This window comes from Micromonospora sp. CNZ303, from assembly GCF_004345505.1.
Map to the genome: position 1 here is coordinate 221,308 of NZ_SLVT01000003.1, position 23,031 is coordinate 244,338.

Below are 23,031 nucleotides of genomic sequence, written 5' to 3' on the forward strand. Positions count from 1 at the left end.
GAGCGGGCGTCGAGGGTCGGCCGGTCAGGCGGGTCGACCCGGGAACGGCACCGTCAGCGGGGTGATCCCGGCCGTCCGTCGCCAGCGGGTGGCCCGTACGGCGTACTCGACCAGGGCGGCCAGGGCCCTGTCCCGGTCGGCGCCGCTGGTGGCCGGCACCGCCGCCCGCCAGAACGCGGCCGTGCGCTCCTCCACCTCGGCGGCCAGCCGCAGCGCGCTCGCCCGGTCGGTGACCGGGAACGGCAGCGTGTAGCCGGCCCGGTCCGGCGGGACGTTCCCGCCACCGGCGCTCAACTGCACGATCAGGTCGTCGCGGCGACGCCGGTGCGCGGCCTCCGCCTCCTTCGCGGCGGTCCGGGCGGCGCCGGTGAGGCGTACCCCGATGGGCCCGTAGGCCCAGATCGCGGCGTACTCGGCGGAGAGCACGGCGCCCAGCGCCCCGGCCGGCCCCGGCGGTGTCGGCGCGGTCATCTCAGCGCCTCCACGTGCGTGGCCCGGGCCGCGGCGATCGAGGCGAGCAGCGCGGCCCGCTCCGCCGGCGCCGCCGCGCAGGCCCGGGTCGCCGCCTCCCGGGCGGCGCGTTCGTCCTCGCGCAGCGCGGCCCGTGCCGCCGCCGGATCGCCCGGCGTTGCGGGCGTGGCCGCGGCGGACGCCGAGGGCAGCGGTACGCCGATGAGCCGGGCCAGTTCGGTCGCGTGCGCGCGGTGCGCCTCGGCGATCGGCGTGAGCAGGCCGGCGAGCGCGGGGTGCGCGGCGGCGGCGTCCCGGTGCCCGGCGGCGAGCCGGAGCGACTCGTCGAGCAGGGGCGTGAGCGGATCCGGCCCGGGGACGGGGTCGTCGTCGCGGCTCAGGAGACCGCAGCCGGTCAGCGGCGCAGCCGCCCCGCCGAGCGCCAGGAGCACCCCGGCGCGCAGCACCTTTCGCCGGGAATGCCCGGTCGTCTCGCCGCGTCGTGTCGTTCTGCCCGTCGCCACCGGACAAGTCAACACCATCACCGGCCGTACGTGGGCGACCGGCGTCGGTGCGCCGCCCGGCCCGCCGCGCGGCAGGCGCGTTACGCTCTGCGCAGCCACCGGCGCGTCAGCTCCGGTGGCGTGCCGGCATGGCGGCCGACCGGGTGCCGTCGATCAGCAGGAGGGTGCGGAGATGACGCAGCGTGGCCGTGCCACGAGGCCGACGGGTCCGGCGGGGAGACCCCGACGCACCGACGCCCCACGGGGCGGGGAGCGTGCCGGCGGCCCGCGCGGCGACCTCGCCGCCCGGCGGGCCCGGCTGCGCGAGGTGATCGAGCCGGTGGTCGCCGGCGCCGGTTACGACCTGGAGGAACTCTCCGTGTCCCGCGCCGGCCGGCGGCACGTGGTGCGGGTGATCGTGGACGCCGACGGCGGGATCAACCTGGATGCCGTCGCCGAGGTCTCCCGGGCCGTCTCCGCGGCCCTCGACGCGGCCGAGGAGGCCTCCGGCGACCTCGTCGCCGGGGAGTACCAGCTGGAGGTCAGCTCCCCCGGCGTGGACCGCCCGCTCACCCTGCCCCGGCACTGGCGGCGCAACGTCGGCCGGCTGGTGAAGGTGACCGCCCGCGGCGCGGGCGCCCCGTCCGGCGAGCGGGCCGGGCAGCCCACCGGCGACCGGCAGGTCACCGGCCGGGTGGTCGAGGCCGACGACGAGCGCGTGGTGCTGGAGACCGACGCCGGCCGCGCCGCGTGGACGTACGCAGAACTCGGCCCCGGCCGGGTGCAGGTCGAGTTCCACCGCCTCGACGAGGTCGAGGAGACGGACGGACCCGACGACATGGACGACACCGACGACTTCGACGACGAAGATGATGTGGAGGACGAGGAGAGGTGAACATCGACCTCGCGGCGCTGCGCGCACTCGAGCGCGAGCGGGAGATCCCGTTCGACACGATCCTCGCGGCGATCGAGACCGCGCTGCTGACCGCCTACCGGCACACCGAGGGGGCGGAGTCGCACGCCCGGGTGGAGATCGACCGCAAGTCCGGCGCGGCCCTGGTCTACGCGCAGGAGTTGGACGACGACGGCACCGTCGTACGGGAGTGGGACGACACCCCGCACGACTTCGGGCGGATCGCCGCCATGACGGCCAAGCAGGTGATCCTCCAGCGACTGCGGGAGGCCACCGACGAGGTGCACTTCGGCGAGTACGTCGGCCGCGACGGTGACCTGGTCACCGGCGTGGTGCAGGCGCACGAGGCCCGCAGCGAGAAGGGCATCGTCAGCGTCGACCTCGGCAAGCTGGAGGGGGTCCTGCCGCAGTCCGAGCAGGTGCCCGGCGAGCGCTACGCGCACGGCGAACGGATCCGCTGCGTGGTGGTGCACGTGGCCAAGGGGATGCGCGGGCCGCAGATCACCCTCTCCCGGTCGCATCCGGCGCTGGTCAAGAAGCTCTTCGCGCTCGAGGTGCCGGAGATCGCGGACGGCACGGTCGAGATCGGCGCGATCGCACGTGAGGCGGGTCACCGCACGAAGATCGCGGTCCGCTCCACCACCCAGGGGGTCAACCCCAAGGGCGCCTGCATCGGCCCGATGGGGCAGCGGGTACGGGCCGTCATGAGCGAGCTGCACGGCGAAAAGATCGACATCATCGACTGGTCGGACGACCCGGCGACGTTCGTCGGCAACGCCCTGTCGCCGGCCAAGGCCCTGCGGGTCGAGGTGGTCGACCTGGCCACCCGCACCGCCCGGGTCACCGTCCCGGATTTCCAGCTCTCCCTCGCCATCGGCCGGGAGGGGCAGAACGCCCGACTTGCTGCCCGGTTGACCGGTTGGCGGATCGACATCCGCTCGGACGCCGAGCAGTCCGGCACCGCCGGCCGGGGCGGAGCTGATCACGTCCCGGAGCCGGGCGGCGCGATCTCGGGCGCCTAGGGGTAGACTTTCTCCAGTGGTACGACGCGCGCTGCCGGAACGCACCTGTGTGGGTTGCCGGCGACGTGCGCCGGCCAGCGAATTGCTGCGGATCGTCGCGGTCGGCGACGAGGCTGGTCACAGCCTCCGGCCCGATCCGGCCCGCAGGCTGCCGGGTCGGGGAGCGAACATGCACCCGGATCCGGCCTGCTTCGCGCAAGCGGTGCGGCGACGCGCTTTCGGGCGTGCGCTGCGCCTCACCGGGGTCCCCGACCACGGTGAGCTTGCGGAGCACGTCGATGCGCCAACCACTACGTCCGGTCAGCCCGACCGGGCGAGGGTCGCTAGCAGGGTAGGACGACCGACATGAGCACACGATGAAGTCCCTGAAATGACCAGGCTTCAAGTGCACGAGTGAGGTCGCTGCGGGTGCTGCCCGCACGACCTCGGAGTGAGGAGTGCAGTGGCAGGTAAGGCCCGCGTACACGAGCTTGCAAAAGAGCTCGGGGTCGAAAGCAAGACCGTTCTCGCCAAGCTCAAGGAGATGGGCGAGTTCGTGAAGTCCGCGTCCAGCACCGTCGAGGCGCCCGTCGCCCGACGGCTGCGGAGCGCATTCGTCGCCGGCGCCGGTTCCCCGGCACCGGCCGCCCCACCGGCGGCCGCCCCGGCGCCGACCCCGACCCCGACGCCCTCCCCGGCCCCCGGTGGGCCCCGGGTCTCGGCCAAGCCGATGCCGCCCCGGCGGCCGGCCGCGCCGGCGCCCGGTCCCAAGCCCAAGGGCCCGGTGCCCGGTCCGCCGCAGCCCGCGGCCCCGGTCGCCAAGCCGGCGAGTGCCCACGACATCGAGGTGGCGGCCGCCGAGGCGCGTGCCGCCGCGCTGAAGGCCGAGCAGGAGGCGGCGGTCAAGGCCGCCCAGGCCGCTCGGCAGCAGCAGCGTGAGAACGTCCGCCGGGAGCCCCCGGCGGACGGTGGCAACCGTCCCGGTCCCCGACCGGGTCCGGGTGCCATGCCGCCCCGCCCGGGTTCCCCGGCCGCCGGTCGTCCCGGCACGCCGGCACCGGGCCCGGGTGGTCGTCCGGGCGGGCGTCCGCCGGCGCGCGGCGCCGGTAACAACCCGTTCGGCATCCAGGGCAGCCAGCAGCAGCAGCGGCCTCCGGCCGCCGGTGCGGGTGGTCCCCGGCCCAGCCCGGCCGGCATGCCGCCGCGTCCGAGCCCGGCCTCCATGCCGCCCCGCCCGAGCCCGGCCTCCATGCCGAGCCAGCGTCCCGCTACCGGTCGCCCCGGCCCCGGTGGCGCCGGTCGCGGTCCCGGTGGCGGCGCGGGTCGTCCCGGTGGTGGCGGCGGCGGTGGCGGTGGCTTCCGCGGCGGTCCCGGTGGTGGCGGCGGTGGCGGTGGCTTCCGCGGCGGTCCCGGTGGTGGCGGCGGTGGCGGTGGCTACCGTGGCGGTCCCGGTGGTGGCGGCGGTGCGCCGGGCGGCGGTTTCCGTCCGGGTGCTCCGGCCGGCGGCGGCGGTCGTCCGGGTGGTGGCGGTCGTGGCCGTGGCGGCGGCGCCGCGGGTGCCTTCGGGCGTCCGGGTGGCCGGCCGACGCGCGGTCGCAAGTCCAAGAAGCAGCGCAGACAGGAGTTCGACAACCTGTCGGCCCCGACCATGAGCTCGGGTGCCCCCCGGGGTCAGGGTCAGGTCGTCCGGCTCTCCCGTGGCGCCTCGCTGTCGGACTTCGCCGACAAGATCAACGCCAACCCGGGTTCGCTGGTCCAGGAGATGTTCAACCTGGGCGAGATGGTCACGGCGACCCAGTCGTGCTCCGACGACACCCTGCTCCTGCTGGGTGAGCACCTCGGCTTCAACGTGCAGATCGTCAGCCCGGAGGACGAGGACCGCGAGCTGCTCGCGCAGTTCAACATCGACCTCGACGCCGAGGTCGCGGAGGACCGCCTGGTCGACCGTGCGCCGGTCGTGACCGTCATGGGTCACGTCGACCACGGTAAGACCAAGCTGCTCGACGCGATCCGCAAGGCGAACGTCGTGGCCGGCGAGGCGGGTGGCATCACCCAGCACATCGGTGCCTACCAGGTCCACGTGCCGCACGAGGGCGAGGACCGCGCGGTGACCTTCATCGACACCCCGGGTCACGAGGCGTTCACCGCCATGCGTGCCCGTGGTGCCCAGGTCACCGACATCGTGGTGCTCGTCGTCGCGGCCGACGACGGTGTCATGCCGCAGACGATCGAGGCGTTGAACCACGCCAAGGCGGCCGACGTGCCGATCGTGGTGGCGGTCAACAAGGTCGACAAGCCGGAGGCGAACCCGGACAAGGTCCGCCAGCAGCTGACCGAGTACGGCCTCGTCGCCGAGGAGTACGGCGGCGACACCATGTTCGTCAACGTGGCGGCGAAGCCGGGCATCGGCATCGACGAGCTGCTCGAGGCGGTCCTGCTGACCGCCGACGCGTCGCTGGAGCTGACCGCTCCGATCGACGGGCCGGCGCAGGGTGTGGCCATCGAGGCGCACCTGGACAAGGGTCGCGGTGCGGTGGCGACGGTGCTGGTGCAGAAGGGCACCCTGCGGGCGGGCGACTCCATCGTCGCCGGTGGGGCGCACGGCCGGGTCCGGGCGATGCTCGACGAGAACGGCAACCAGGTCGCCGAGGCAGGTCCGGCCCGTCCGGTCCTGGTGCTCGGTCTGACCGCGGTGCCCGGTGCCGGCGACACGTTCCTGGCGGCCGAGGACGACCGCACGGTGCGCCAGATCGCCGAGCAGCGGCAGGCACGGCGGCGGGCGGCGTCGTTCGCCAACTCCCGCGGCCGGGCCACCCTCGAGACGCTCATGGAGCAGCTCAAGGAGGGCGAGAAGACCTCGCTCAACCTGGTGCTCAAGGGCGACGTCTCCGGTTCCGTGGAGGCCCTCGAGGACGCGCTGTTCAACCTCGACATCCCGGAGGAGGTCCAGCTCAGGATCATCCACCGGGGCGTTGGCGCGATCACCGAGAGCGACGTCATGCTCGCGAGCGCGTCGTCCGAGCCGGTCACGATCATCGGTTTCAACGTGCGGGCCGCCAACAAGGTCCGCGAGATCGCCGACCGCGAGGCTGTGGAGATCCGGTACTACACCGTGATCTACCAGGCCATCGAGGAGATCGAGGCCGCGCTCAAGGGCCTGCTCAAGCCGGAGTACGAGGAGGTCGAGCTGGGCACCGCGGAGATCCGCGACGTCTTCCGCTCGTCCAAGATCGGCAACATCTCCGGCTGCATCGTCCGGTCGGGCATCATCCGACGCAACGCCAAGGCGCGCCTGCTGCGGGACGGGTCGGTGGTGGCGGACAACCTCACCGTCAGCTCGCTCAAGCGGTTCAAGGACGACGCCACGGAGGTGCGCGAGGGCTTCGAGTGTGGTCTGACCCTGGGTGGTTACAACAACGTCCAGGTCGGCGACATCATCGAGACCTTCGAGATGCGGGAGAAGGTTCGCGCCTGATCCGCTGAACCACTGATCGAGGGGTTTGCGCCGAAAGGCGTAAACCCCTTGATCATGTGGGGGGTCGTGCGGGTATCGTCCGGGGCGATGTTCACCGGAACCGCGGTCTTCGACCTGCTGCTGCCGGGCGACTCCCGGTCGCTCAAGGCCAAGAGATCATATGTACGGCCGATCGTGGCGGCGCTGCGCCGTTTCGAGGTCTCGGCCGCCGAAGTGGGAGCGCTCGACCTGCACGGTCGGGCCGAGATCGCCGTGGCCGTGGTGGCCGCCGAGGCGTCGCACGTCCGCGAGGTGCTGGACTCCTGCGAGCGCCTGGTGGCCGGCCGGCCGGAGACCGAGTTGCTCTCGGTGCGCCGGCGCCTGTACGGCGAAGAGGACTGACCCGGCGGCGCCCGTCCGCCGGGTGGCCGGGACGGTACCGGCGGCGCGCGGCGCGGGTGGCCGCGCGGGTAGTGTTCGAGTTGTTGGGCCGTCGGCTCCGGGGCGCTCCGCGTCGCCGGATGGCGGCCGGGAGCGGTACGCCGTGGAGGTGGCGAAGATGTCGGATCCGGCCAAGGTACGCCGGCACGCGGAGCGGGTGCGTGAACTGGTGGCGTCGGTGGTGCGCAGCCAGATCAAGGATCCCCGGCTCGGCATGATCACCATCACCGACGCCCGGATCACCGCCGACCTGCGCGACGCGACCGTCTTCTACACGGTGCTCGGCGACGCGGCGGCCCAGGCGGGCACGGCGGCGGCGCTGGAGAGCGCCAAGGGCATGCTGCGCAGCACCGTCGGCAAGGCGCTCGGGCTGCGGCACTCGCCGACGCTGACCTTCGTCCTGGACGACGTGCAGGATCAGGTCAAGCACATCGACGACCTGCTCGCCCAGGCCCGCAACGCCGACGCCGAGGTGCAGCGCATCGCCGCCCGGGCCGAGTACGCGGGCGAGCCCCAGCCGTACCGGCTGGACGAGGACGAGGACGCCGACGAGGCGCGCGACGCCGACGAGGACGCCGAGGAGACCCCGCCCCGGGGCGGGGACGCGCGGTGACCGAGCCCTCCGGCGGCACGACCGGTGGCGCCCTCGCCGAGGCGCCGCCACCGGTCGACTCCTGCCCGACCGAGGCGGACTGGGCCGCCGCCGTCGCGGCCGTGCGAGACCTGCCGCCGGACGGGCGGGTGCTGCTGATCTGCCACGTCAACCCGGACGGGGACGCGCTGGGCAGCATGCTCGGCTTCGGGCTCGGGCTGCGCCGGCTGGGTGTGCGGCGGATGCAGGCGACCTTCCCCGGCCCGCCGGAGGTGCCGGAGCCGTTCCGGGGGCTGCCCGGGCTCGACCTGCTGGTGCCGGCGACCGAGGCGTACCCGGACCCGGACCTGGTGATCTGCTTCGACGCGGCCAGCGAGTCACGCCTCGGCGACCTGGTCGACCGGCTGGAGACCGCCGGCGCCGCGCTGGTGCTCGACCACCACGCGTCGAACACCCGCTTCGGCCGGGTCAACCTGGTGGACCCGCACGCGGCGGCCACCTCGGTGGTCGCCGAGGGGCTGCTCGCCCGGCTCGGCGTCCCGCTGGACGCCGGGATCGCGGAGTGTCTCTACGTCGCCCTGAGCACCGACACCGGCTCGTTCCGGTTCGAGGCGACGACCCCGGCGGTGCACGAGCTGGCGGCCCGCCTGCTGGCGACCGGCATCCGGCCCGGTGACATCTCCCGCCGGATCTTCGACACCCGGCCGTTCGGCGCCGTCCGCCTCTTCGGCGAGGTGCTCGGCCGGGCCCGTCTGGAACCCGCCGGGGCCGCCGGGCACGGTCTGGTGTGGACGTACGCGACCCAGGACGACCTGGCCCGGCACGACCAGCGCCCGTACGTGCTGGAGGCGCTGATCGACTCGGTCCGGTGCACCGCCGAGGCCGACGTGAGCTGCGTGGTCAAGCAGACGCCGACCGGCGACTGGGCGGTGTCGATGCGCAGCAAGGGCGCGGTCGACGTCAGCCGGGTGGCGGTCGCGCTGGGCGGCGGTGGACACCGCTTCGCCGCCGGCTTCACCGGTTCGGGGACGGTCGACGAGGTCGTCGACCGGATCCGCGCGGAGCTCGACGGCGCGCTGACCGGCCCCGGCCGGCGCTGACCGGAAGGGCCCGGCCCGGGAAGATCAGGGAGAGCTCGGGGAGTGTCCGTCTTCCCGGTCGCGGCGAGTACGGGGAGAATCGCTGGATGGAACAGCCCCACGACCTCACCGTCGAGGCGCCCCGCGCCTGGGACCGTCCCGCCGTCACCGTGCCGGTGCTCGTCTGCCTCTCGCTGGTCGGCGGCCGGTTCCCGTCCTTCTCGACCGAGGCCAATCTCTGGACCCTCGGCACCGGCGGGGTGCTGATCTGGCTGGGCCTGAGCAACCGGGTGCCCCGGCGGCCCGCGCCACGTCGGCTGGGCACCCCGGCGGCCTGGTGGGCCCTGCCGGTGGTGGTCTTCGGGGTCTTCGAGGGGACCACGTTCGTGCTGGCGGCGGGGGACGACTTTCCCACCTTCTCGCGGCTGGCCGATCCGCTGCTGGAGGACCAGCTGGTCCGCTCGGCGGTCTGGCTGGGCTGGTTGTCGGCGTTCTGGGGGCTGGTGCGGCGATGATGCGGATGCTGGCCATCGGGGGCTTCCTGGTCTCCCTGGTGCTCTTCGCCGCCGTCGAGTGGGCGGCCCGCCGCGAGGGCTCGCGGATCCCCACGCTCGGCGAGGTCTGCGCCTACGTGATGCGCTACGAGGTGGGCCCGGTGCCGGTCGGCCGGATCGGCCTGTTCGGCTTCTGGTGGTGGCTGGGCTGGCACTTCCTGGCCCGCTGACCGCCCGCACCGCATTCCCGTCGGGGACCGTGCCGCGCGCCGGCTCCGGACGAACGTGAGTCCAAATCGCGGGAACACCGGGCAGTATGTGGAACTGAACGATAGCTTGGGAATCGGTCGGCGTCGTGTGGCGGCGCTGGCCGTGGGCGGTGTCGCCACACCCGGTGACGCCTCCCTCCAGGGTCGGACCGACCCGGGCTCTCGCTGCCCACAGCCGCTCCGGTGACCCCGGACCGCTGCCGGGCGCGCAGCACGACCGCCCGTGAGGGCTGCCGCCGGTCGGCGGCCCACGCCCTGGAAGGGGACCACCATGCCGAGCAAGCCCAAGCCGCAGACCACCGACGAGGCCCGCGAGCAGATGCGCCGCGCGCTGCAGACGTCCATGGACACCCGTCAGTGACCGACGCCGACCGGCGGTGACGCCGCCGGCGTACCGCGCCGACAGCGTCACCGCCCACCCGGCACCGGACGCGGCGGTCCGCCGCCCCCGGCCCGTGAGCGGCTCTCCGCCCGGACCACCGGTAGGTCAGACAACTTCGCCGGTGCGCCCGCCAGCCGGTCGGCCCCGGGGTCGCGCAACTCCGCCGTGACGGTTGCCGCATGCGTCGGGTCCCGTCGTCGGCAACGCGGGCGCCGGTAGGAGCACCCTGTCCCGCGAGGTCGCCCGCCGGCTCGGCCTTCCACTGATCCACGTGGACCGGCAGTACCGGCAGCCCTGCTGGGTGGCCCCGGGCGACGCCCGCTGGCGGACTACGGTGGCCGAACCCGCCGACCGGCCGGCGTAGGTGCTGGACGGCTACCACGACACGCCCGACCTCCGCCCGCCCTGTGCCGACCTCCCGCCTGGCTGCCCGGGATTTTCGCCCACGTGAAGGTGGTCTTCTTCTTCGACCGCCTCGCCGAACGGCAGGACTACCGGCCGCCGTCGCGTCCCCGGGGCCGGGCCGACCTGCCCGAGGTCGGGGTGTTCGCCGGCCGCGGTCCGCGACGGCCCAACCGGATCGGCTGCACCGTCTGCGAAGTCGTCTCGGCAGGCGGCCGAAAGCTGCGGGTACGCGGGCTGGACGCGGTCGACGGCACCCCGGTCCTCGACGTCAAGCCGGTGATGCGGCAGTTCCTTCCGGAAGGTGTCCGGTAACCGGAGTGGGTCGACCGCCTGATGGCGGAGTACTTCGACGGCCAGCCCGAGCCGCCGACGGGCACCGAAACCCCGGGGCAGGCCGGGACGGTGGTGCGCTAGGGTGCGGGTATGAGGCCGTTCCAGGGCGTTCTGCCCCCGCCGCGCTCCTGACCGGAGCGCCCGACCACCGGCCGCGTCCCCGCGTGCGGGACTGCCGCCGGTCCTCCGCACGGTGGCCCGTCTGAGCGACGGCCCCGCAGAACCCGGGTGGAAACGCCCCGCCTCATGTTCGTCGTGCGTGCGCTCCGACAGACGTCGTCTCCTGTCAACGTCTCGACCCGCCCTGGAGCGCCGCTGTGTCCCGAACGTCCCTGTCCCACCTGTCCGCGTCCCCGTCCAACCCCCACCCGCGCCGCGACCAGTCCGGCGGCGTACGTCGAGGGCTGCTGTACGTCACCGGCGCCGCCGTGCTGTGGGGCACCACCGGCGTCGCCGTGCAGCTCGTCCGCGAGTCGACCACGCTCACCCCGACGGCCATCGGGTTCCACCGCCTCGCCATCGGCGCGCTGGTGCTGGTCGCCCTGCTCGCGCGCCGCCTCGGGCCGGTGCTCGCGGCGCTGCGGTCGGAACCGGTCGCCCTCGTCGGCGTCGGGATCGGGCTCGGGGGCTACCAGGCGTTGTACTTCCTCGCCGTAGCGTCGGGCGGCGTCGGGGTGGCCACCGTGGTCAGCCTGGGGCTCGCCCCGGTCCTCATCTTCGGCTGGGAGTCGCTACGTGCCCGGCGGCTGCCCGGGCGGACGATGCTGGGCGCCCTGGTGGCGGGCGTCATCGGCCTCGTGCTGATCACGGTGTCGGTCGGCGAGCCGGGCACCACCGCGCCGCGCCCGCTGCTCGGGCTGCTCGCGGCATTCGGCTCGGGGGTGGGCTACGCCGCCAGCACGGTGCTGAGCCGGCACGCCGCACAGCGCGTCGCGCCGATGGCGCTCACCACCGTGTCGGCGGCGGTCGGCGCGTTGGCGCTGGCCCCGATCGCGCTGGCCGAGGGGATCGGCGTTCCGGCCCGGATCGTGCCGATCGGCCTGCTGCTCCACCTCGGAGTGGTCACCACGGCGGCGGCGTACGCCCTGTTCTACGCCGGGTTGCGCAGCATCACCGGCAGCGCCGCCGCGCTGGCCACCCTGGCGGAGCCGCTCACCGCCGTGCTGCTCGCGGGCTGGATCGTGGGTGAGTCGCTGCCCGTGCCGGTGCTCGTCGGGGGAGTGCTCCTGCTCGGCGCGGTGACCGTCGTCCATCTCTCTCCTGGTAAGTAACCATGCCGCTTGCGATCCTTACCTGACCGTGCCAGGATCGGCGGCGATGAGCCAATCCGTCGCGTTCGAACCCCGCGCCGTCGCGCCCCGCCGGATCGCCGCGTTGGCACTGCCGGCGCTGGTGGTCCTGGCCGCCGAGCCGATCTACGTGCTCGTGGACACGGCGGTGGTGGGGCACCTCGGCCGGGTGCCACTGGCCGCCCTCGCCGTCGGCGGCACGGTGCTGACGCTCATCGCCTGGCTCGGCACCGTGGTCGCGTACGGCACCACGGGGCGGTCGGCCCGACGGTTCGGGGCCGGCGACCGGGCGTCCGCCGTCGCCGAGGGCGTGCAGGCGTCGTGGTTGGCCCTCGGGGTGGGGGTGCTGGTCGCGCTCGGCATGCAGATCGGCGGCGGGGCGTTGGCGCGTACCCTCGCCGGAGGCCCCGGCGAGGTGGCCGACGCCGCCGCGCAGTGGCTGCGGGTCGCGGCGCTCGGCGCGCCCGGGCTGCTGCTCGCCGCCGCCGGCAACGGCTGGCTGCGCGGCGTGCAGGACATGCGCCGCCCGCTGATGTTCGTGCTCGGCCCGAACGTGCTCTCCGCCGTGCTCTGCCCGCTGCTGGTCTACCCGGCCGGGCTCGGACTGGTCGGCTCCGCCGTGGCCAACGTGATCGCGCAGAGCATCGGCGGGGTGCTCTTCGCCGGGGCACTGGTCGCCGAACGGGTCTCGCTGCGCCCCCGCCCGAGGCTGATCGGGCAGCAGTTGGCGCTCAGCCGGGACCTGCTGATCCGGGGCGTCGCGTTCCAGGCCAGCTTCCTCTCCGCCACCGCCGTCGCCGCCCGCTTCGGGGCCGCCGCCGTCGGCGCGCACCAGATCGCCCTGCAACTGTGGTTCTTCACCGCCCTGGTGCTCGACGCGCTCGCCATCGCCGCCCAGTCCCTGGTCGGCGCCGCCCTCGGGGCCGGCGAGGCCGCCGCGGCCCGGGACCTGGCCCGCCGGATCGGGCTGCTCGGCGGCGTCTGCGGCGTGGCGTTCGCCGTGCTCGTCGCCGCCGGCGCCGGCGTGGTCCCCGGCTGGTTCAGCTCCGATCCGCAGGTACGCGAGCAGGCCATGCTCGCCTGGCCGTGGTTCGTGGCGATGCTGCCGCTGGCCGGCGTCGTGTTCGCCCTCGACGGCGTGCTGATCGGTGCGGGCGACGTCCGCTACCTGCGCAACCTCACCATCCTGGCCGCGCTCGGCGGCTTCCTGCCCGCCATCTGGCTGGCGTACGGGCTCGACCTCGGCCTCGGCGGCATCTGGGCGGGCCTCACGCTCTTCGTGGTGCTCCGGCTGGTGGCCCTGCTGCTGCGGCTGCGCTCCGGGGCCTGGGCCGTGGTCGGCGCGGTGCGCTGAGCCTCAGCACCTCGAGGTGGACGCCATCGGGGCGGCCAGGTCGAAGAAGTCGCCCGGATCACCGCCCGGCACGCGAGGGCCGTGCAGGTCCGGCAGCCACTGCATCACGTTCACCCAGCCGTCGCGCAGCCAGGCGCAGTCGGCGTTCCAGGTGACGGCCTTCGCGGACGCCACCCAGAGCCCTCGGGACGACGCCGGAACGTCCTTCGGGTGCGGCACCTGCCAGACCACCCGGTCCCGGACCGCCACCAGGCCGGCACCGGCCGGCGCCCGGCGCATCACGTCGAACGGGTACGCCCAGACGAACTCGGTGGTCACCTCCAGCAGGCGGACCCCGGCCACCGTCCTGGCGCGGTAGCCGATCCGTCCCTGCGCGCGGATGTCGTACTCCCAGTCCGCCTGGGATCCGATCCTCGTGGCGACGTGCAGGAAACGGGCGTTGTCGAAGTGCGGCCGCATCTCCGCGCGGGAGTCTGGCGCCAGCAGGCCGAGGAAGGGTTCGGTGTTGCCGACCAGCATCGCGGTCTCCAGCCGGCTCTCGATGAGCGCCTTCCGTACCGAGTCGAGCGCGGCGCGTACCTGGACCTTGTCGAACGGGCCCTGGGCGGTGGCCGCCGGCAGGACGATCGCCTTCTCCCGGAGGGCGAAGGACGCCGCCGGGGTGCCGGCGAAGAGATCGCGGGGGGTGCCGACGGCGCTGATCGGCTCGGGCGTCGCGCTCGCGCTCGGTGCGACGGTCGCCGTGCGACGCCAGTCGGCCACCTGGACGACCATCCACCCGGCCGCGACGACCATCAGCAGCGCCAGCGCGAACGCGAAACCGACCGCCAGCGGGCCGTTGTGCCGGGCCTGGAAGAAGCGCACCCGGTCCAGCCCGGTCGGCTGGTGATCCGGGCCCCTCGACCGCATCCAGTCGGGCAGCCGCACCGGCTCGGCCTCGGCGAACAGGACCTCTCGTCGCCCCTCGGCCGCACTGGCGGGTGGCGGCTGGTCGGCGGCCGGCGGCCCGTCGGCGGGGGAGGGGCGTTCGGCTGGCGGCGCCTGATCGGCGGTCCCGGGAGTGCCGGCGAATGGGTCGGTGTGCATCTCGTCCGCCTCAGAGTGTGTCGCGCAGGCTCAGGTGGAGCCAGTAGAAGAACCCGGCGGCCAGGGCGAACGTCACCGTCGCGGTGACGAGGAACACGGCGACCGTGACCACCGGGCGGGACTCGGTCAGCCTTTCGCGGTCCCGCCACCGCCACAGTGACCGCCGGGCCGTACGCAGCACGGGCAGCCGCTCGACGAGGTCGGTGACGCGACGGCCGAGGGTCCGTCGCGGTGGTGTCGGGTTACGCATCCAGTCCGGGAGGTCGACCCGGGCGTGGTGGTCGTGCGCGCGTCGTGTGTCTGGTGTCATGAGTGCTCCGGTCCGGCTCAGCAGGTGTCCGCGACGTCCAGCGAACGATCGGGGTCGAACATCGCGTCCGGGTCCTCCGTGTCGACCGGAAGGCCGTAGCTCGGGGCGCCGAGATCCAGCAGACCCTTGTCGAACGACGCGCAGTCCATGTTCGAGGCGTACGAGTCCGCCTCCATCAGCCAGAGCCCGACGCCCGCCTTCGCGACGTCGTCGGGATGCGGCACGTGCCAGACGACGGTGTCGTGGACGACCACCACCCCGGCACCCGGAGTGGGGTCGAGGGTGCGGAACGCGTACGCCCAGACGAAGTTGGTGGTGATCTCCAGCACCCGGATGCCGTCGCTGTCCCGGGTCGCCCGGTAGGTGACCCGTCCCTTGACCCGGGGTTGGTCGGCGGTCAGTCGGGCACCCGGCGCCAGCCGGGTCGCGTACGTGGCGAAGGAGTCGTCGCGGAAGTCGGCCCGCATGCTCGACCGGGTCGCGGGAGCGAACATCCGCACGAACCGGTCCAGCTCGCCGCCGGCCAGGAACTTCCGGTCCAGCCGGGCGAGCAGCATCGCCGCGCGGACGTCCGCGAGGGCCGCAGCCACCTCGGTGGCGCTGAACACACCCGTCCGCCGGGCGGGCGGCAGCGTGATCCCGGCCGCCCCCTTGGCGAAGGCCGCCGCCGGGGTGCCCGCGAAGTTGTCGGCGGGCGATGCGGGCGGTGCGGGCGATGCGGCGCTCGTCGCGGAGACGCCCGGCGGCGGGCTGGTCGTCGGGTAGCTGCGCGGCGTCTCCCCGGCCCGTCGCCACAGGTCGAACCACCCCACGCCGAGCAGGAGGACGAGGACCAGTCCGCCGCCGACCACGGCGGTGACCGCCCGGGTGTGCTCCTCCCAGAACAGGCGGAGCCGTTCCAGGGTGCCGACCGGATGCTCCTCGGCCGGCTGACGCAGCCACTCCGGAACCTGCCCCGGCTCGTCGTCGGATGTCAGGGGAGCCGGCCGGCTCGGCGGGGACGGCTCGTCCACCGGTGGGGGACTGGTCATCGGCATGTCCTTGGTGAACGGTCCGTCGAGGGCGCATGATCTTCGCACCCGGCCGCCCGGGACGTGATCCCGTACGCCCCTGCCGCCGTGATCCCGCCCGAGTGGCTGACGGCACATCGGCCGACCACCGGAGGCGGCCACCGCCGCCGTACGGGCGGGAAGCGACTCCGTCGCCACGCGGGCGGGCGAGCGGCTCCGGCGGCGGGGCGTCCGGCCCGGTCTGGCAGGCTTGGGTGTCGTGAGCACAGACGGTCTGATCGTGGTCGACAAGCCCGGCGGCATGACGTCGCACGACGTGGTGGCGCGCATCCGCCGGTTGGCGCGTACCCGCCGGGTGGGGCACGGCGGCACCCTCGACCCGATGGCCACCGGCGTCCTGGTGATCGGGGTCGGGCGGGCCACCCGCCTGCTCACCTACGTGATCGGCGCGCACAAGAGCTACACGGCCACCGTCCGGCTCGGCCAGGCCACCGTCACCGACGACGCCGAGGGCGACGTGATCGCCACCACCCCGGCCGGCCAGGTCACCGACGAGGCGGTCCGGGCGGCCCTGGCCGCGCTGACCGGGGAGATCGACCAGGTGCCGAGCGCGGTCAGCGCCATCAAGGTCGACGGGCAGCGGGCGTACAAGCGGGTGCGCGAGGGGGAGAGCGTCGAGCTGCCCGCCCGCCGGGTCACCGTGTCCCGGCTGGAGCTGCTGGCGGTACGCCGCGACGCGCCCGACGTCGTCGACGTGGACATCGACGTGACCTGCTCCTCCGGCACGTACATCCGGGCGATCGCCCGCGACGCGGGCCTGGCGCTCGGGGTGGGCGGGCACCTGACGGCGCTGCGCCGTACCGCCGTCGGGAACTTCGCCCTCGCGGAGGCCGCCACCCTCGACGAGCTGGAGCAGCGCGCCCCCGAGGTGGTGAACCTGCCGCTGGCCGCAGCGGCCGACCGGTTCTTCCCGCGCCGCGACGCCGGCGCCGACGAGGCGAAGGTGCTCTCCCACGGCGGGCCGCTCGACCCGGTGGGAATCGCCGGCCCCTACGCGGTCTTCGGCCCCGACGGCGGGCTGATCGCTATCGTCAGCGAGCGGGACGGCCGGGCCCGCGCGGAGATCGTGCTCGCCCCCGCCTGACGGGGGCGGGGTGTAGGACCGGCGGCCGGTGCGGGCCGCCGCGGAAGGCAGGGGAGGAGCGGCATGCAGCGGTGGCGGGGGTACGACGCGGCGCCCGGCGGCTGGGGGCGGTCGGTCGTCACCATCGGCGTCTTCGACGGTGTGCACAAGGGACACCAGGCGACCATCGGGCACGCCGTGTCCCGGGCTCGCGAGCTGGGCGTGCAGTCGGTGGTGGTCACCTTCGACCCGCACCCGGCCGAGGTGGTGCGCCCCGGCTCACACCCGGCGGTGCTCACCGAGACCGCCCGCAAGGCGGAGCTGATCGAGGCGCTCGGCGTGGACGTGCTCTGCGTGGTGCCGTTCACCCCGGAGTTTTCCCGGCTGCCCGCCGAGGCGTTCGTGCACGACATCCTGGTCGAGCACCTGCACGCCGCGCTGGTCGTGGTGGGCGACAACTTTCGCTTCGGGCACAAGGCCGCCGGCGACGTGGCGCTGCTGGAGCGGCTCGGGCGCACCTTCGGCTTCGCCGTGGAGGGCGCCCCGCTGGTCGCCGAGGCGGGCACGGTCTACTCCTCCACGTACATCCGCTCCTGCGTCGACGCGGGGGACGTGACGGCGGCGGCCGCCGCGCTCGGCCGCCCGCACCGGGTGGAGGGCGTGGTGGTGCGCGGCGACCAGCGCGGCCGCGAGCTGGGCTTCCCCACCGCCAACCTGCTCTGCCACCGGTACGCGGCGGTGCCCGCCGACGGCGTCTACGCCGCCCGGCTGGTGCGCCGGGGCCACGCCGAGCCCCTGGCGGCGGCGGTGTCGGTCGGCACCAACCCGACCTTCTCCGGCCGGGAGCGGCGGGTGGAGGCGTACGTGCTCGACTTCACCGGCGACCTCTACGGCGAGCGGCTGGCGCTGGACTTCGTGGCGCACCTGCGCGGGCAGATCCGCTACGACGCGATCGAGCCGTTGATCGCCCAGATGAACCAGGACGTCGAGCGGACCCGGCGCGTGCTCGGCTGACCGCGTCGCGGCCCTTGACAGGCCGCCGCCCGGCAGGGCTGGTAGTCTGGCGGGGACGTCGGCTGACCGACGTGGGGCCTCGCGTGCCTGCACGACGCCGCGGGTGCGAGGTACCGGTCCGTTTCCGGTCCACTGACCGATCCGACGGACATCATCGAACAACCCACGAAACAGGGAGAACATGGCGCTCGACCAGGAAGCCAAGGCCAAGATCCGCGCGGAGTACGCGACCGCCGACGGCGACACCGGTTCGCCGGAGGTGCAGGTCGCGGTCCTCACCAAGCGGATCGCCGAGCTGACGGAGCACCTGAAGGTGCACAAGCACGACCACCACAGCCGCCGTGGGCTGCTGCTGCTGGTCGGCCGCCGCCGTCGGCTGCTCAACTACGTCCAGAAGAAGGACATCAACCGCTACCGGTCGCTCATCGAGCGGCTCGGTCTGCGCCGGTGACGTGACGGGGGAGTGGCCCGACCGGGCCGCTCCCCCGCTTCGCCGCCACACGAAAACCGGGCCGCGCGACCACCTGAAAGGGAGCCGGTCAGCGTACCGGTCTCCGGTAGTGGCCCCCGGGCACCCCGGCCTAGCGCCGGCCACCCGGGCGCTTCGATCGAAGACCGGCCGTCTGAGCAGCTCCCCGCGTCGTGGGCCCCCGATGCGAAGGAGCACGACAGCACCATGACCGAGACCAACCTCGGCACCGAATCCCGCACCGCCGTGATCGACAACGGGTCCTTCGGCACCCGTGAGATCACCTTCTCCACCGGCCGGCTGGCCCGTCAGGCCGCCGGCTCCGTCGTCGCCCAGCTCGGCGAGACGGTCGTCCTCTCCGCCACCACCGCCGGCAAGCAGCCGAAGGAGCAGTTCGACTTCTTCCCGCTGACCGTCGACGTCGAGGAGCGGATGTACGCCGCGGGCCGCATCCCCGGCTCGTTCTTCCGCCGCGAGGGCCGCCCCAGCGAGGACGCGATCCTCACCTGCCGGCTGATCGACCGGCCGCTGCGCCCGTCCTTCGTCAAGGGCCTGCGCAACGAGGTCCAGGTCGTCGAGACCATCCTCGCGCTCGACCCGCAGCACCCCTACGACGTCGTGGCGATCAACGCCGCCTCGATGTCGACCAAGCTCTCCGGCCTGCCGTTCTCCGGCCCGATCGGGGCGACCCGGGTCGCGCACATCGACGGCCAGTGGGTCGCCTTCCCGACCCTGGAGGAGCTGGCCCGGGCCACCTTCGACATGGTCGTGGCCGGCCGTTCCCTGCCGGACGGCGACGTCGCGATCATGATGGTCGAGGCCGAGGCGACGCCGCACGCCGTGACCCTGATCGCGGGCGGCGCGACCGCGCCGACCGAGGAGATCGTGGCCAGCGGACTGGAGGCCGCGAAGCCGGCGATCCGCGAGCTGTGCCGCGCGCAGAGCGAGCTGGCCGAGGTGGCCGCCAAGCCCGTCGCCGAGTTCCCCGTGTTCCTCGACTACCAGGACGACGTCTTCGAGGCGGTGGCCGACCTGGCCCGCGCCGAGGTCGCCGAGGCCCTCCAGATCGCCGGCAAGGCCGACCGCGAGGAGGCCCTCGACCGCATCAAGGCCAAGGTCGCCGAGGAGCTCGGCGGTCGCTTCGAGGGCCGCGAGAAGGAGCTCAGCGCCGCCTTCCGGTCGCTCACCAAGTCCGAGGTGCGCAACCGGGTGCTGCGCGAGCAGGTCCGCATCGACGGCCGCGGCCCGCGCGACATCCGCCCGCTGACCGCCGAGGTCGGCGTGCTGCCCCGGGTGCACGGCTCGGCGCTGTTCGAGCGTGGCGAGACCCAGATCCTGGGCGTCACCACGCTGAACATGCTGCGCATGGAGCAGATGGTGGACACCCTGTCCCCGGAGAACCGCAAGCGCTACATGCACAACTACAACTTCCCGCCGTACTCGACCGGTGAGACCGGCCGGGTCGGCTCGCCGAAGCGGCGCGAGATCGGCCACGGCGCGCTCGCCGAGCGGGCGCTGATCCCCGTGCTGCCGTCGCGCGAGGAGTTCCCCTACGCCATCCGGCAGGTCTCCGAGGCGCTGGGCTCCAACGGCTCCACCTCGATGGGCTCGGTCTGCGCCTCGACGCTGGGCCTGCTCTCCGCCGGTGTGCCGCTGAAGGCGCCGGTGGCCGGCATCGCCATGGGGCTCATCTCCGACGAGGTGGACGGCAAGACCGAGTACGTGACGCTGACCGACATCCTCGGCGCCGAGGACGCGTTCGGCGACATGGACTTCAAGGTCGCCGGCACGCCCGAGTTCGTCACCGCGCTCCAGCTCGACACCAAGCTCAACGGCATCCCGTCGGACGTGCTGGCCGCCGCGCTGCAGCAGGCGTACGAGGCCCGGCAGACGATCCTCGGCGTGATGCAGGCGGCGATCGAGGCCCCGGCCGAGATGTCGGAGTACGCCCCGCGGGTCACCACCGTCAAGATCCCGGTCGACAAGATCGGCATGGTGATCGGCCCGAAGGGGCAGACCATCAACGCGATCCAGGACGAGACCGGCGCCGAGATCTCCATCGAGGACGACGGCACGATCTACGTCGGCGCCACCAACGGCCCGTCGGCCCAGGCGGCGGTGGACCGGATCAACGGCATCGCCAACCCGACGCTGCCGAAGGCCGGGGAGCGCTTCCTCGGCACGGTGGTCAAGACCGCCGCGTTCGGCGCGTTCATCTCGCTGCTGCCCGGCCGCGACGGCCTGCTGCACATCTCCAAGGTGGGCGACGGCAAGCGGGTCGAGAGGGTCGAGGACTTCCTCAACGTCGGCGACCGGGTCGAGGTCGAGATCGCGGACATCGACGCCCGCGGCAAGATCTACCTGGACAAGGTCCGCCCGGAGGGGGCCGAGGCGCCGGCCGCCGGCGAGGCCGCTGGCGGCGAGCGTCCGGCCGGCCGGGACCGGGACGACCGGGCTCCGCGCGACCGGGGCGACCGTGAGCGCGGCGGCGACCGGGGCGGTCGTGGCCCGGGCGGCGGCGGCGAGCGCGGCGAAGGCGGCGGCGAGGGTGGCGAGGGCGGCGAGCGTCCGCGTCGCCGCACCCGGCGCAGCTGACGCACCGCACCATCGCATCACCCACCCCTCGTCGATCTGGGAGCAACACGTGAGTCGGGCCGTCAGCGCGCCGTTTCCGCCGGATCGACGGGGGGTGGCGTCCGTCCCGGGCCCCGCAGGAGCCTCGCACCGGGGCGCCGGGACGGCCCGCTCCGGCGGCGCCGCCCGGGCGGTGACCCGCACCATCAGCGACGACCCGCTGGGCGGCACGGTACGCCGTACCGTGCTGCCCAGCGGGCTGCGCGTGCTCACCGAGGCGATCCCCGCGATGCGCAGCGTCTCGTTCGGCGTCTGGGTCGCGGTCGGCTCCCGGGACGAGACCGGCCCGCAGGCCGGCGCGGCCCACTTCCTGGAGCACCTGCTCTTCAAGGGCACCAACAAGCGCAGCGCGCTCGACATCTCCGCCGAGATCGAGGCGGTGGGCGGCGAGACCAACGCCTTCACCACCAAGGAATACACCTGCTACTACGCCCGCGTGCTGGACGAGGACCTGCCGCTGGCCATCGACGTCATGTGCGACGCGGTCGCCGACTCGCTGCTGGAGCCGGCCGACGTGGAGACCGAGCGGGGCGTGATCCTCGAAGAGATCGCCATGCACGACGACGAGCCCGGCGACGAGGTGCACGATCTCTTCGCCCGGGCCGTCTACGGCGACCACCCGCTGGGCCGGCTGATCTCCGGCACCGAGGAGACCGTCACCCCGATGACGCGGCGGCAGATCCAGGGCTTCTACCGCCGCCGCTACACCGCCCCGCAGATCGTCGTCGCCGCCGCCGGCAACCTGGACCACGCCACGGTGGTCAAGCTGGTCCGCCAGGCGCTGCACGGCACCCCGCTGGACACCGACCCGGCGACGCCCGCGTCGCACCGGTCGGCCACCCCGGCCGTACGCACGAAGCCCGCCACCACCCTGGTGGAGCCGAAGGAGACCGAGCAGGCGCACGTCATCCTCGGCTGCCCCGGCATCGACCGGCTCGACGAGCGGCGCTTCGCGCTCGGCGTGCTCAACAACATTCTCGGCGGCGGCATGTCGAGCCGCCTGTTCCAGGAGATCCGCGAGCGGCGCGGCCTCGCCTACTCGGTCTACTCCTACGCCAGCCAGTACGCCGACAGCGGCCTCTTCGCCGTCTACGCCGGCTGCGCCCCCGGCAAGGTCGACGAGGTGCTGGAGCTGACCCGGGCCGAACTGGCCCGGGTGGCCGCCGACGGCCTGACCGAGGCCGAGGTGGCCCGCGGCAAGGGGATGAGCAAGGGCTCGTTCGTGCTGGGGCTGGAGGACACCGGCTCGCGGATGAGCCGGCTGGCCAAGGGCGAGCTGCTCTACGGCCACCTGATGCCGGTAGACGAGCTGCTCGGCCGGGTCGACGCGGTCACCGTGGCCGACGTCAACACCCTGGCCGCCGAGCTGCTGAGCCGGCCGATGTCGCTGGCCGTGGTCGGCCCGTTCGGCGCGAACGACTTCGCCGCCCGCTGACCCGTCCCGCACTCCCGCCCGGTGCCCGCCCGGGTGCGCGCGTCCCGGCCGCTGACGGTCGGCCCGGATGGTGACGTCCCGGCCGCTGACGGTCGGCCCGGATGGTGGCGTCCCGGCCGCTGACGGTCGGCCCGGATAGTGGCGTCCCGGCCGCTGACGGTCCGCCCGGATGCGCGCGTCCCGATTGGGATAGGTTGTGCCCCGTGACTGACGAGCAGGAGAAGAGCCCGGACGAGCTGATCCGGGTCGGTGTGCTGGGCGCCCGGGGCCGGATGGGCGTCGAGGTGTGCCGGGCCGTGGACGCCGCCGCCGACATGGAGCTGGTGGCCATGGTCGACGAGGGCGACGGCCTGTTCGCCGCGTCCGACGCCGGGGCCGAGGTGGTCGTCGACTTCACCACCCCCGACGTCGTCATGGACCACCTGCACTGGTGCATCGACCAGGGCATCAACGCGGTGGTCGGCACCACCGGCTTCACCGAGCAGCGGCTGGAGCGGGTGCGCGGCTGGCTGGCCCACAAGCCCGGGGTGGGCGTGGTGATCGCCCCCAACTTCGGCATCGGCGCGGTGCTGATGATGCAGTTCGCCGCCCGCGCCGCCCGGCACTTCGAGTCGGTCGAGATCGTCGAGCAGCACCATCCCCGCAAGCTGGACGCCCCCAGCGGCACCGCCACGCACACCGCGCGGCTGGTCGCGGCCGCCCGCGCCGAGGCCGGCCTCGGCCCGGTGCCGGACGCCACCAAGGACGAGGTCGCGGGCGCCCGGGGCGCCGACATCGACGGGGTACGTGTGCACGCCATACGCGCCACCGGCCTCGTCGCCCACCAGGAGGTGCTCTTCGGCACCGTGGGGGAGACGCTGACCATCCGGCACGACTCGTACGACCGGGTCTCGTTCATGCCCGGCGTGCTGCTGGCCGTCCGCGCGGTCCGCACCCGGCCCGGGCTGACCGTCGGCCTGGACGCCCTGCTCGACTGACGCGCAAAGCGGTC

General features: G+C 74.0%; 23 protein-coding genes. 18 read left to right on the plus strand and 5 right to left on the minus strand.

From position 1 onward, the window contains the following. Window positions 1-24 precede the first annotated feature (24 nt). Entirely contained in the window at window positions 25-471 is a 447-nt protein-coding gene (locus EV374_RS07120) for a ferritin-like domain-containing protein (RefSeq protein ID WP_132232808.1), read from the minus strand. After that, window positions 468-917 (minus strand): hypothetical protein, encoded by a 450-nt coding sequence (locus EV374_RS07125; protein ID WP_132233230.1) that lies wholly within the window; start codon window positions 915-917, stop codon window positions 468-470. The genes EV374_RS07120 and EV374_RS07125 overlap by 4 nt, the downstream gene beginning before the upstream one ends. Window positions 918-1,146: 229 nt before the next feature. On the opposite strand from EV374_RS07125, the gene rimP reads away from it, so the two are divergent. From rimP to EV374_RS07190, 12 genes are all read left to right on the plus strand, one after another. After that, complete coding sequence (gene rimP, locus EV374_RS07130) at window positions 1,147-1,848, plus strand: ribosome maturation factor RimP (protein ID WP_132232810.1); 702 nt, start codon at window positions 1,147-1,149, stop codon at window positions 1,846-1,848. Further along, on the plus strand, window positions 1,845-2,888 hold the full coding sequence (gene nusA / locus EV374_RS07135; protein ID WP_132232812.1) for a transcription termination factor NusA: 1,044 nt from the start codon (window positions 1,845-1,847) through the stop codon (window positions 2,886-2,888). The genes rimP and nusA overlap by 4 nt, the downstream gene beginning before the upstream one ends. Before the next feature lie 16 nt (window positions 2,889-2,904). Beyond that, window positions 2,905-3,237 (plus strand): YlxR family protein, encoded by a 333-nt coding sequence (locus EV374_RS07140; protein WP_132232814.1) that lies wholly within the window; start codon window positions 2,905-2,907, stop codon window positions 3,235-3,237. A 93-nt stretch (window positions 3,238-3,330) separates the two neighbouring features. Continuing rightward, complete coding sequence (gene infB / locus EV374_RS07145) at window positions 3,331-6,342, plus strand: translation initiation factor IF-2 (protein WP_132232816.1); 3,012 nt, start codon at window positions 3,331-3,333, stop codon at window positions 6,340-6,342. 87 nt (window positions 6,343-6,429) lie between these two features. Continuing rightward, window positions 6,430-6,723 (plus strand): DUF503 domain-containing protein, encoded by a 294-nt coding sequence (locus EV374_RS07150; protein ID WP_101414636.1) that lies wholly within the window; start codon window positions 6,430-6,432, stop codon window positions 6,721-6,723. 157 nt (window positions 6,724-6,880) lie between these two features. Beyond that, window positions 6,881-7,375, plus strand: a complete 495-nt coding sequence (gene rbfA / locus EV374_RS07155; protein WP_132232818.1) for a 30S ribosome-binding factor RbfA — start codon at window positions 6,881-6,883, stop codon at window positions 7,373-7,375. Window positions 7,376-7,476: 101 nt separating this feature from the next. After that, complete coding sequence (locus EV374_RS07160) at window positions 7,477-8,454, plus strand: DHH family phosphoesterase (protein ID WP_486485639.1); 978 nt, start codon at window positions 7,477-7,479, stop codon at window positions 8,452-8,454. 86 nt (window positions 8,455-8,540) lie between these two features. Further along, on the plus strand, window positions 8,541-8,948 hold the full coding sequence (locus tag EV374_RS07165; RefSeq protein WP_132232822.1) for a hypothetical protein: 408 nt from the start codon (window positions 8,541-8,543) through the stop codon (window positions 8,946-8,948). After that, window positions 8,948-9,157 (plus strand): DUF6186 family protein, encoded by a 210-nt coding sequence (locus EV374_RS07170; protein ID WP_207913944.1) that lies wholly within the window; start codon window positions 8,948-8,950, stop codon window positions 9,155-9,157. The genes EV374_RS07165 and EV374_RS07170 overlap by 1 nt, the downstream gene beginning before the upstream one ends. A gap of 868 nt (window positions 9,158-10,025) precedes the next feature. Continuing rightward, window positions 10,026-10,295: an SAM-dependent methyltransferase gene (locus tag EV374_RS07180; protein WP_486485622.1), complete on the plus strand. Its 270-nt coding sequence runs from the start codon at window positions 10,026-10,028 to the stop codon at window positions 10,293-10,295. 338 nt (window positions 10,296-10,633) lie between these two features. Continuing rightward, window positions 10,634-11,587, plus strand: a complete 954-nt coding sequence (locus EV374_RS07185) for a DMT family transporter (protein ID WP_486485623.1) — start codon at window positions 10,634-10,636, stop codon at window positions 11,585-11,587. A gap of 46 nt (window positions 11,588-11,633) precedes the next feature. Then, window positions 11,634-12,959: an MATE family efflux transporter gene (locus EV374_RS07190; protein ID WP_132232830.1), complete on the plus strand. Its 1,326-nt coding sequence runs from the start codon at window positions 11,634-11,636 to the stop codon at window positions 12,957-12,959. A gap of 3 nt (window positions 12,960-12,962) precedes the next feature. Here EV374_RS07190 and EV374_RS07195 read toward each other — a convergent pair whose 3' ends face one another. From EV374_RS07195 to EV374_RS07205, 3 genes are read right to left on the minus strand one after another with little or no spacing between them, the layout of a single operon-like run. Beyond that, entirely contained in the window at window positions 12,963-14,045 is a 1,083-nt protein-coding gene (locus EV374_RS07195) for a hypothetical protein (RefSeq protein WP_132232832.1), read from the minus strand. 10 nt (window positions 14,046-14,055) lie between these two features. After that, the gene (locus EV374_RS07200; RefSeq protein WP_132232834.1) at window positions 14,056-14,355 is read right to left on the minus strand and encodes a hypothetical protein; all 300 of its coding nucleotides are present in this window, start codon (window positions 14,353-14,355) and stop codon (window positions 14,056-14,058) included. Window positions 14,356-14,372: 17 nt separating this feature from the next. Then, entirely contained in the window at window positions 14,373-15,386 is a 1,014-nt protein-coding gene (locus EV374_RS07205) for a hypothetical protein (RefSeq protein ID WP_132232836.1), read from the minus strand. Window positions 15,387-15,624: 238 nt separating this feature from the next. Between EV374_RS07205 and truB the strand changes: the two genes are divergently transcribed. The 6 genes from truB to dapB all read left to right on the plus strand — a co-directional run bounded on the left by truB (window position 15,625) and on the right by dapB (window position 23,017). Next, window positions 15,625-16,509, plus strand: coding sequence for a tRNA pseudouridine(55) synthase TruB (gene truB, locus EV374_RS07210; RefSeq protein WP_132232838.1), 885 nt, complete (start codon window positions 15,625-15,627; stop codon window positions 16,507-16,509). A 63-nt stretch (window positions 16,510-16,572) separates the two neighbouring features. Then, window positions 16,573-17,502, plus strand: coding sequence for a bifunctional riboflavin kinase/FAD synthetase (locus EV374_RS07215; RefSeq protein ID WP_132232840.1), 930 nt, complete (start codon window positions 16,573-16,575; stop codon window positions 17,500-17,502). A 181-nt stretch (window positions 17,503-17,683) separates the two neighbouring features. Beyond that, complete coding sequence (gene rpsO, locus EV374_RS07220; RefSeq protein ID WP_121396038.1) at window positions 17,684-17,953, plus strand: 30S ribosomal protein S15; 270 nt, start codon at window positions 17,684-17,686, stop codon at window positions 17,951-17,953. Window positions 17,954-18,178: 225 nt separating this feature from the next. Beyond that, window positions 18,179-20,566 (plus strand): polyribonucleotide nucleotidyltransferase, encoded by a 2,388-nt coding sequence (locus EV374_RS07225; protein WP_132232842.1) that lies wholly within the window; start codon window positions 18,179-18,181, stop codon window positions 20,564-20,566. 49 nt (window positions 20,567-20,615) lie between these two features. Further along, a complete protein-coding gene (locus tag EV374_RS07230; RefSeq protein WP_132232844.1) occupies window positions 20,616-22,040 on the plus strand; it encodes a M16 family metallopeptidase in 1,425 nt (474 codons plus the stop codon). Between the two features lie 203 nt (window positions 22,041-22,243). Further along, entirely contained in the window at window positions 22,244-23,017 is a 774-nt protein-coding gene (dapB, locus tag EV374_RS07235; protein ID WP_132232846.1) for a 4-hydroxy-tetrahydrodipicolinate reductase, read from the plus strand. The last annotated feature ends 14 nt before the right edge of the window (window positions 23,018-23,031 follow it).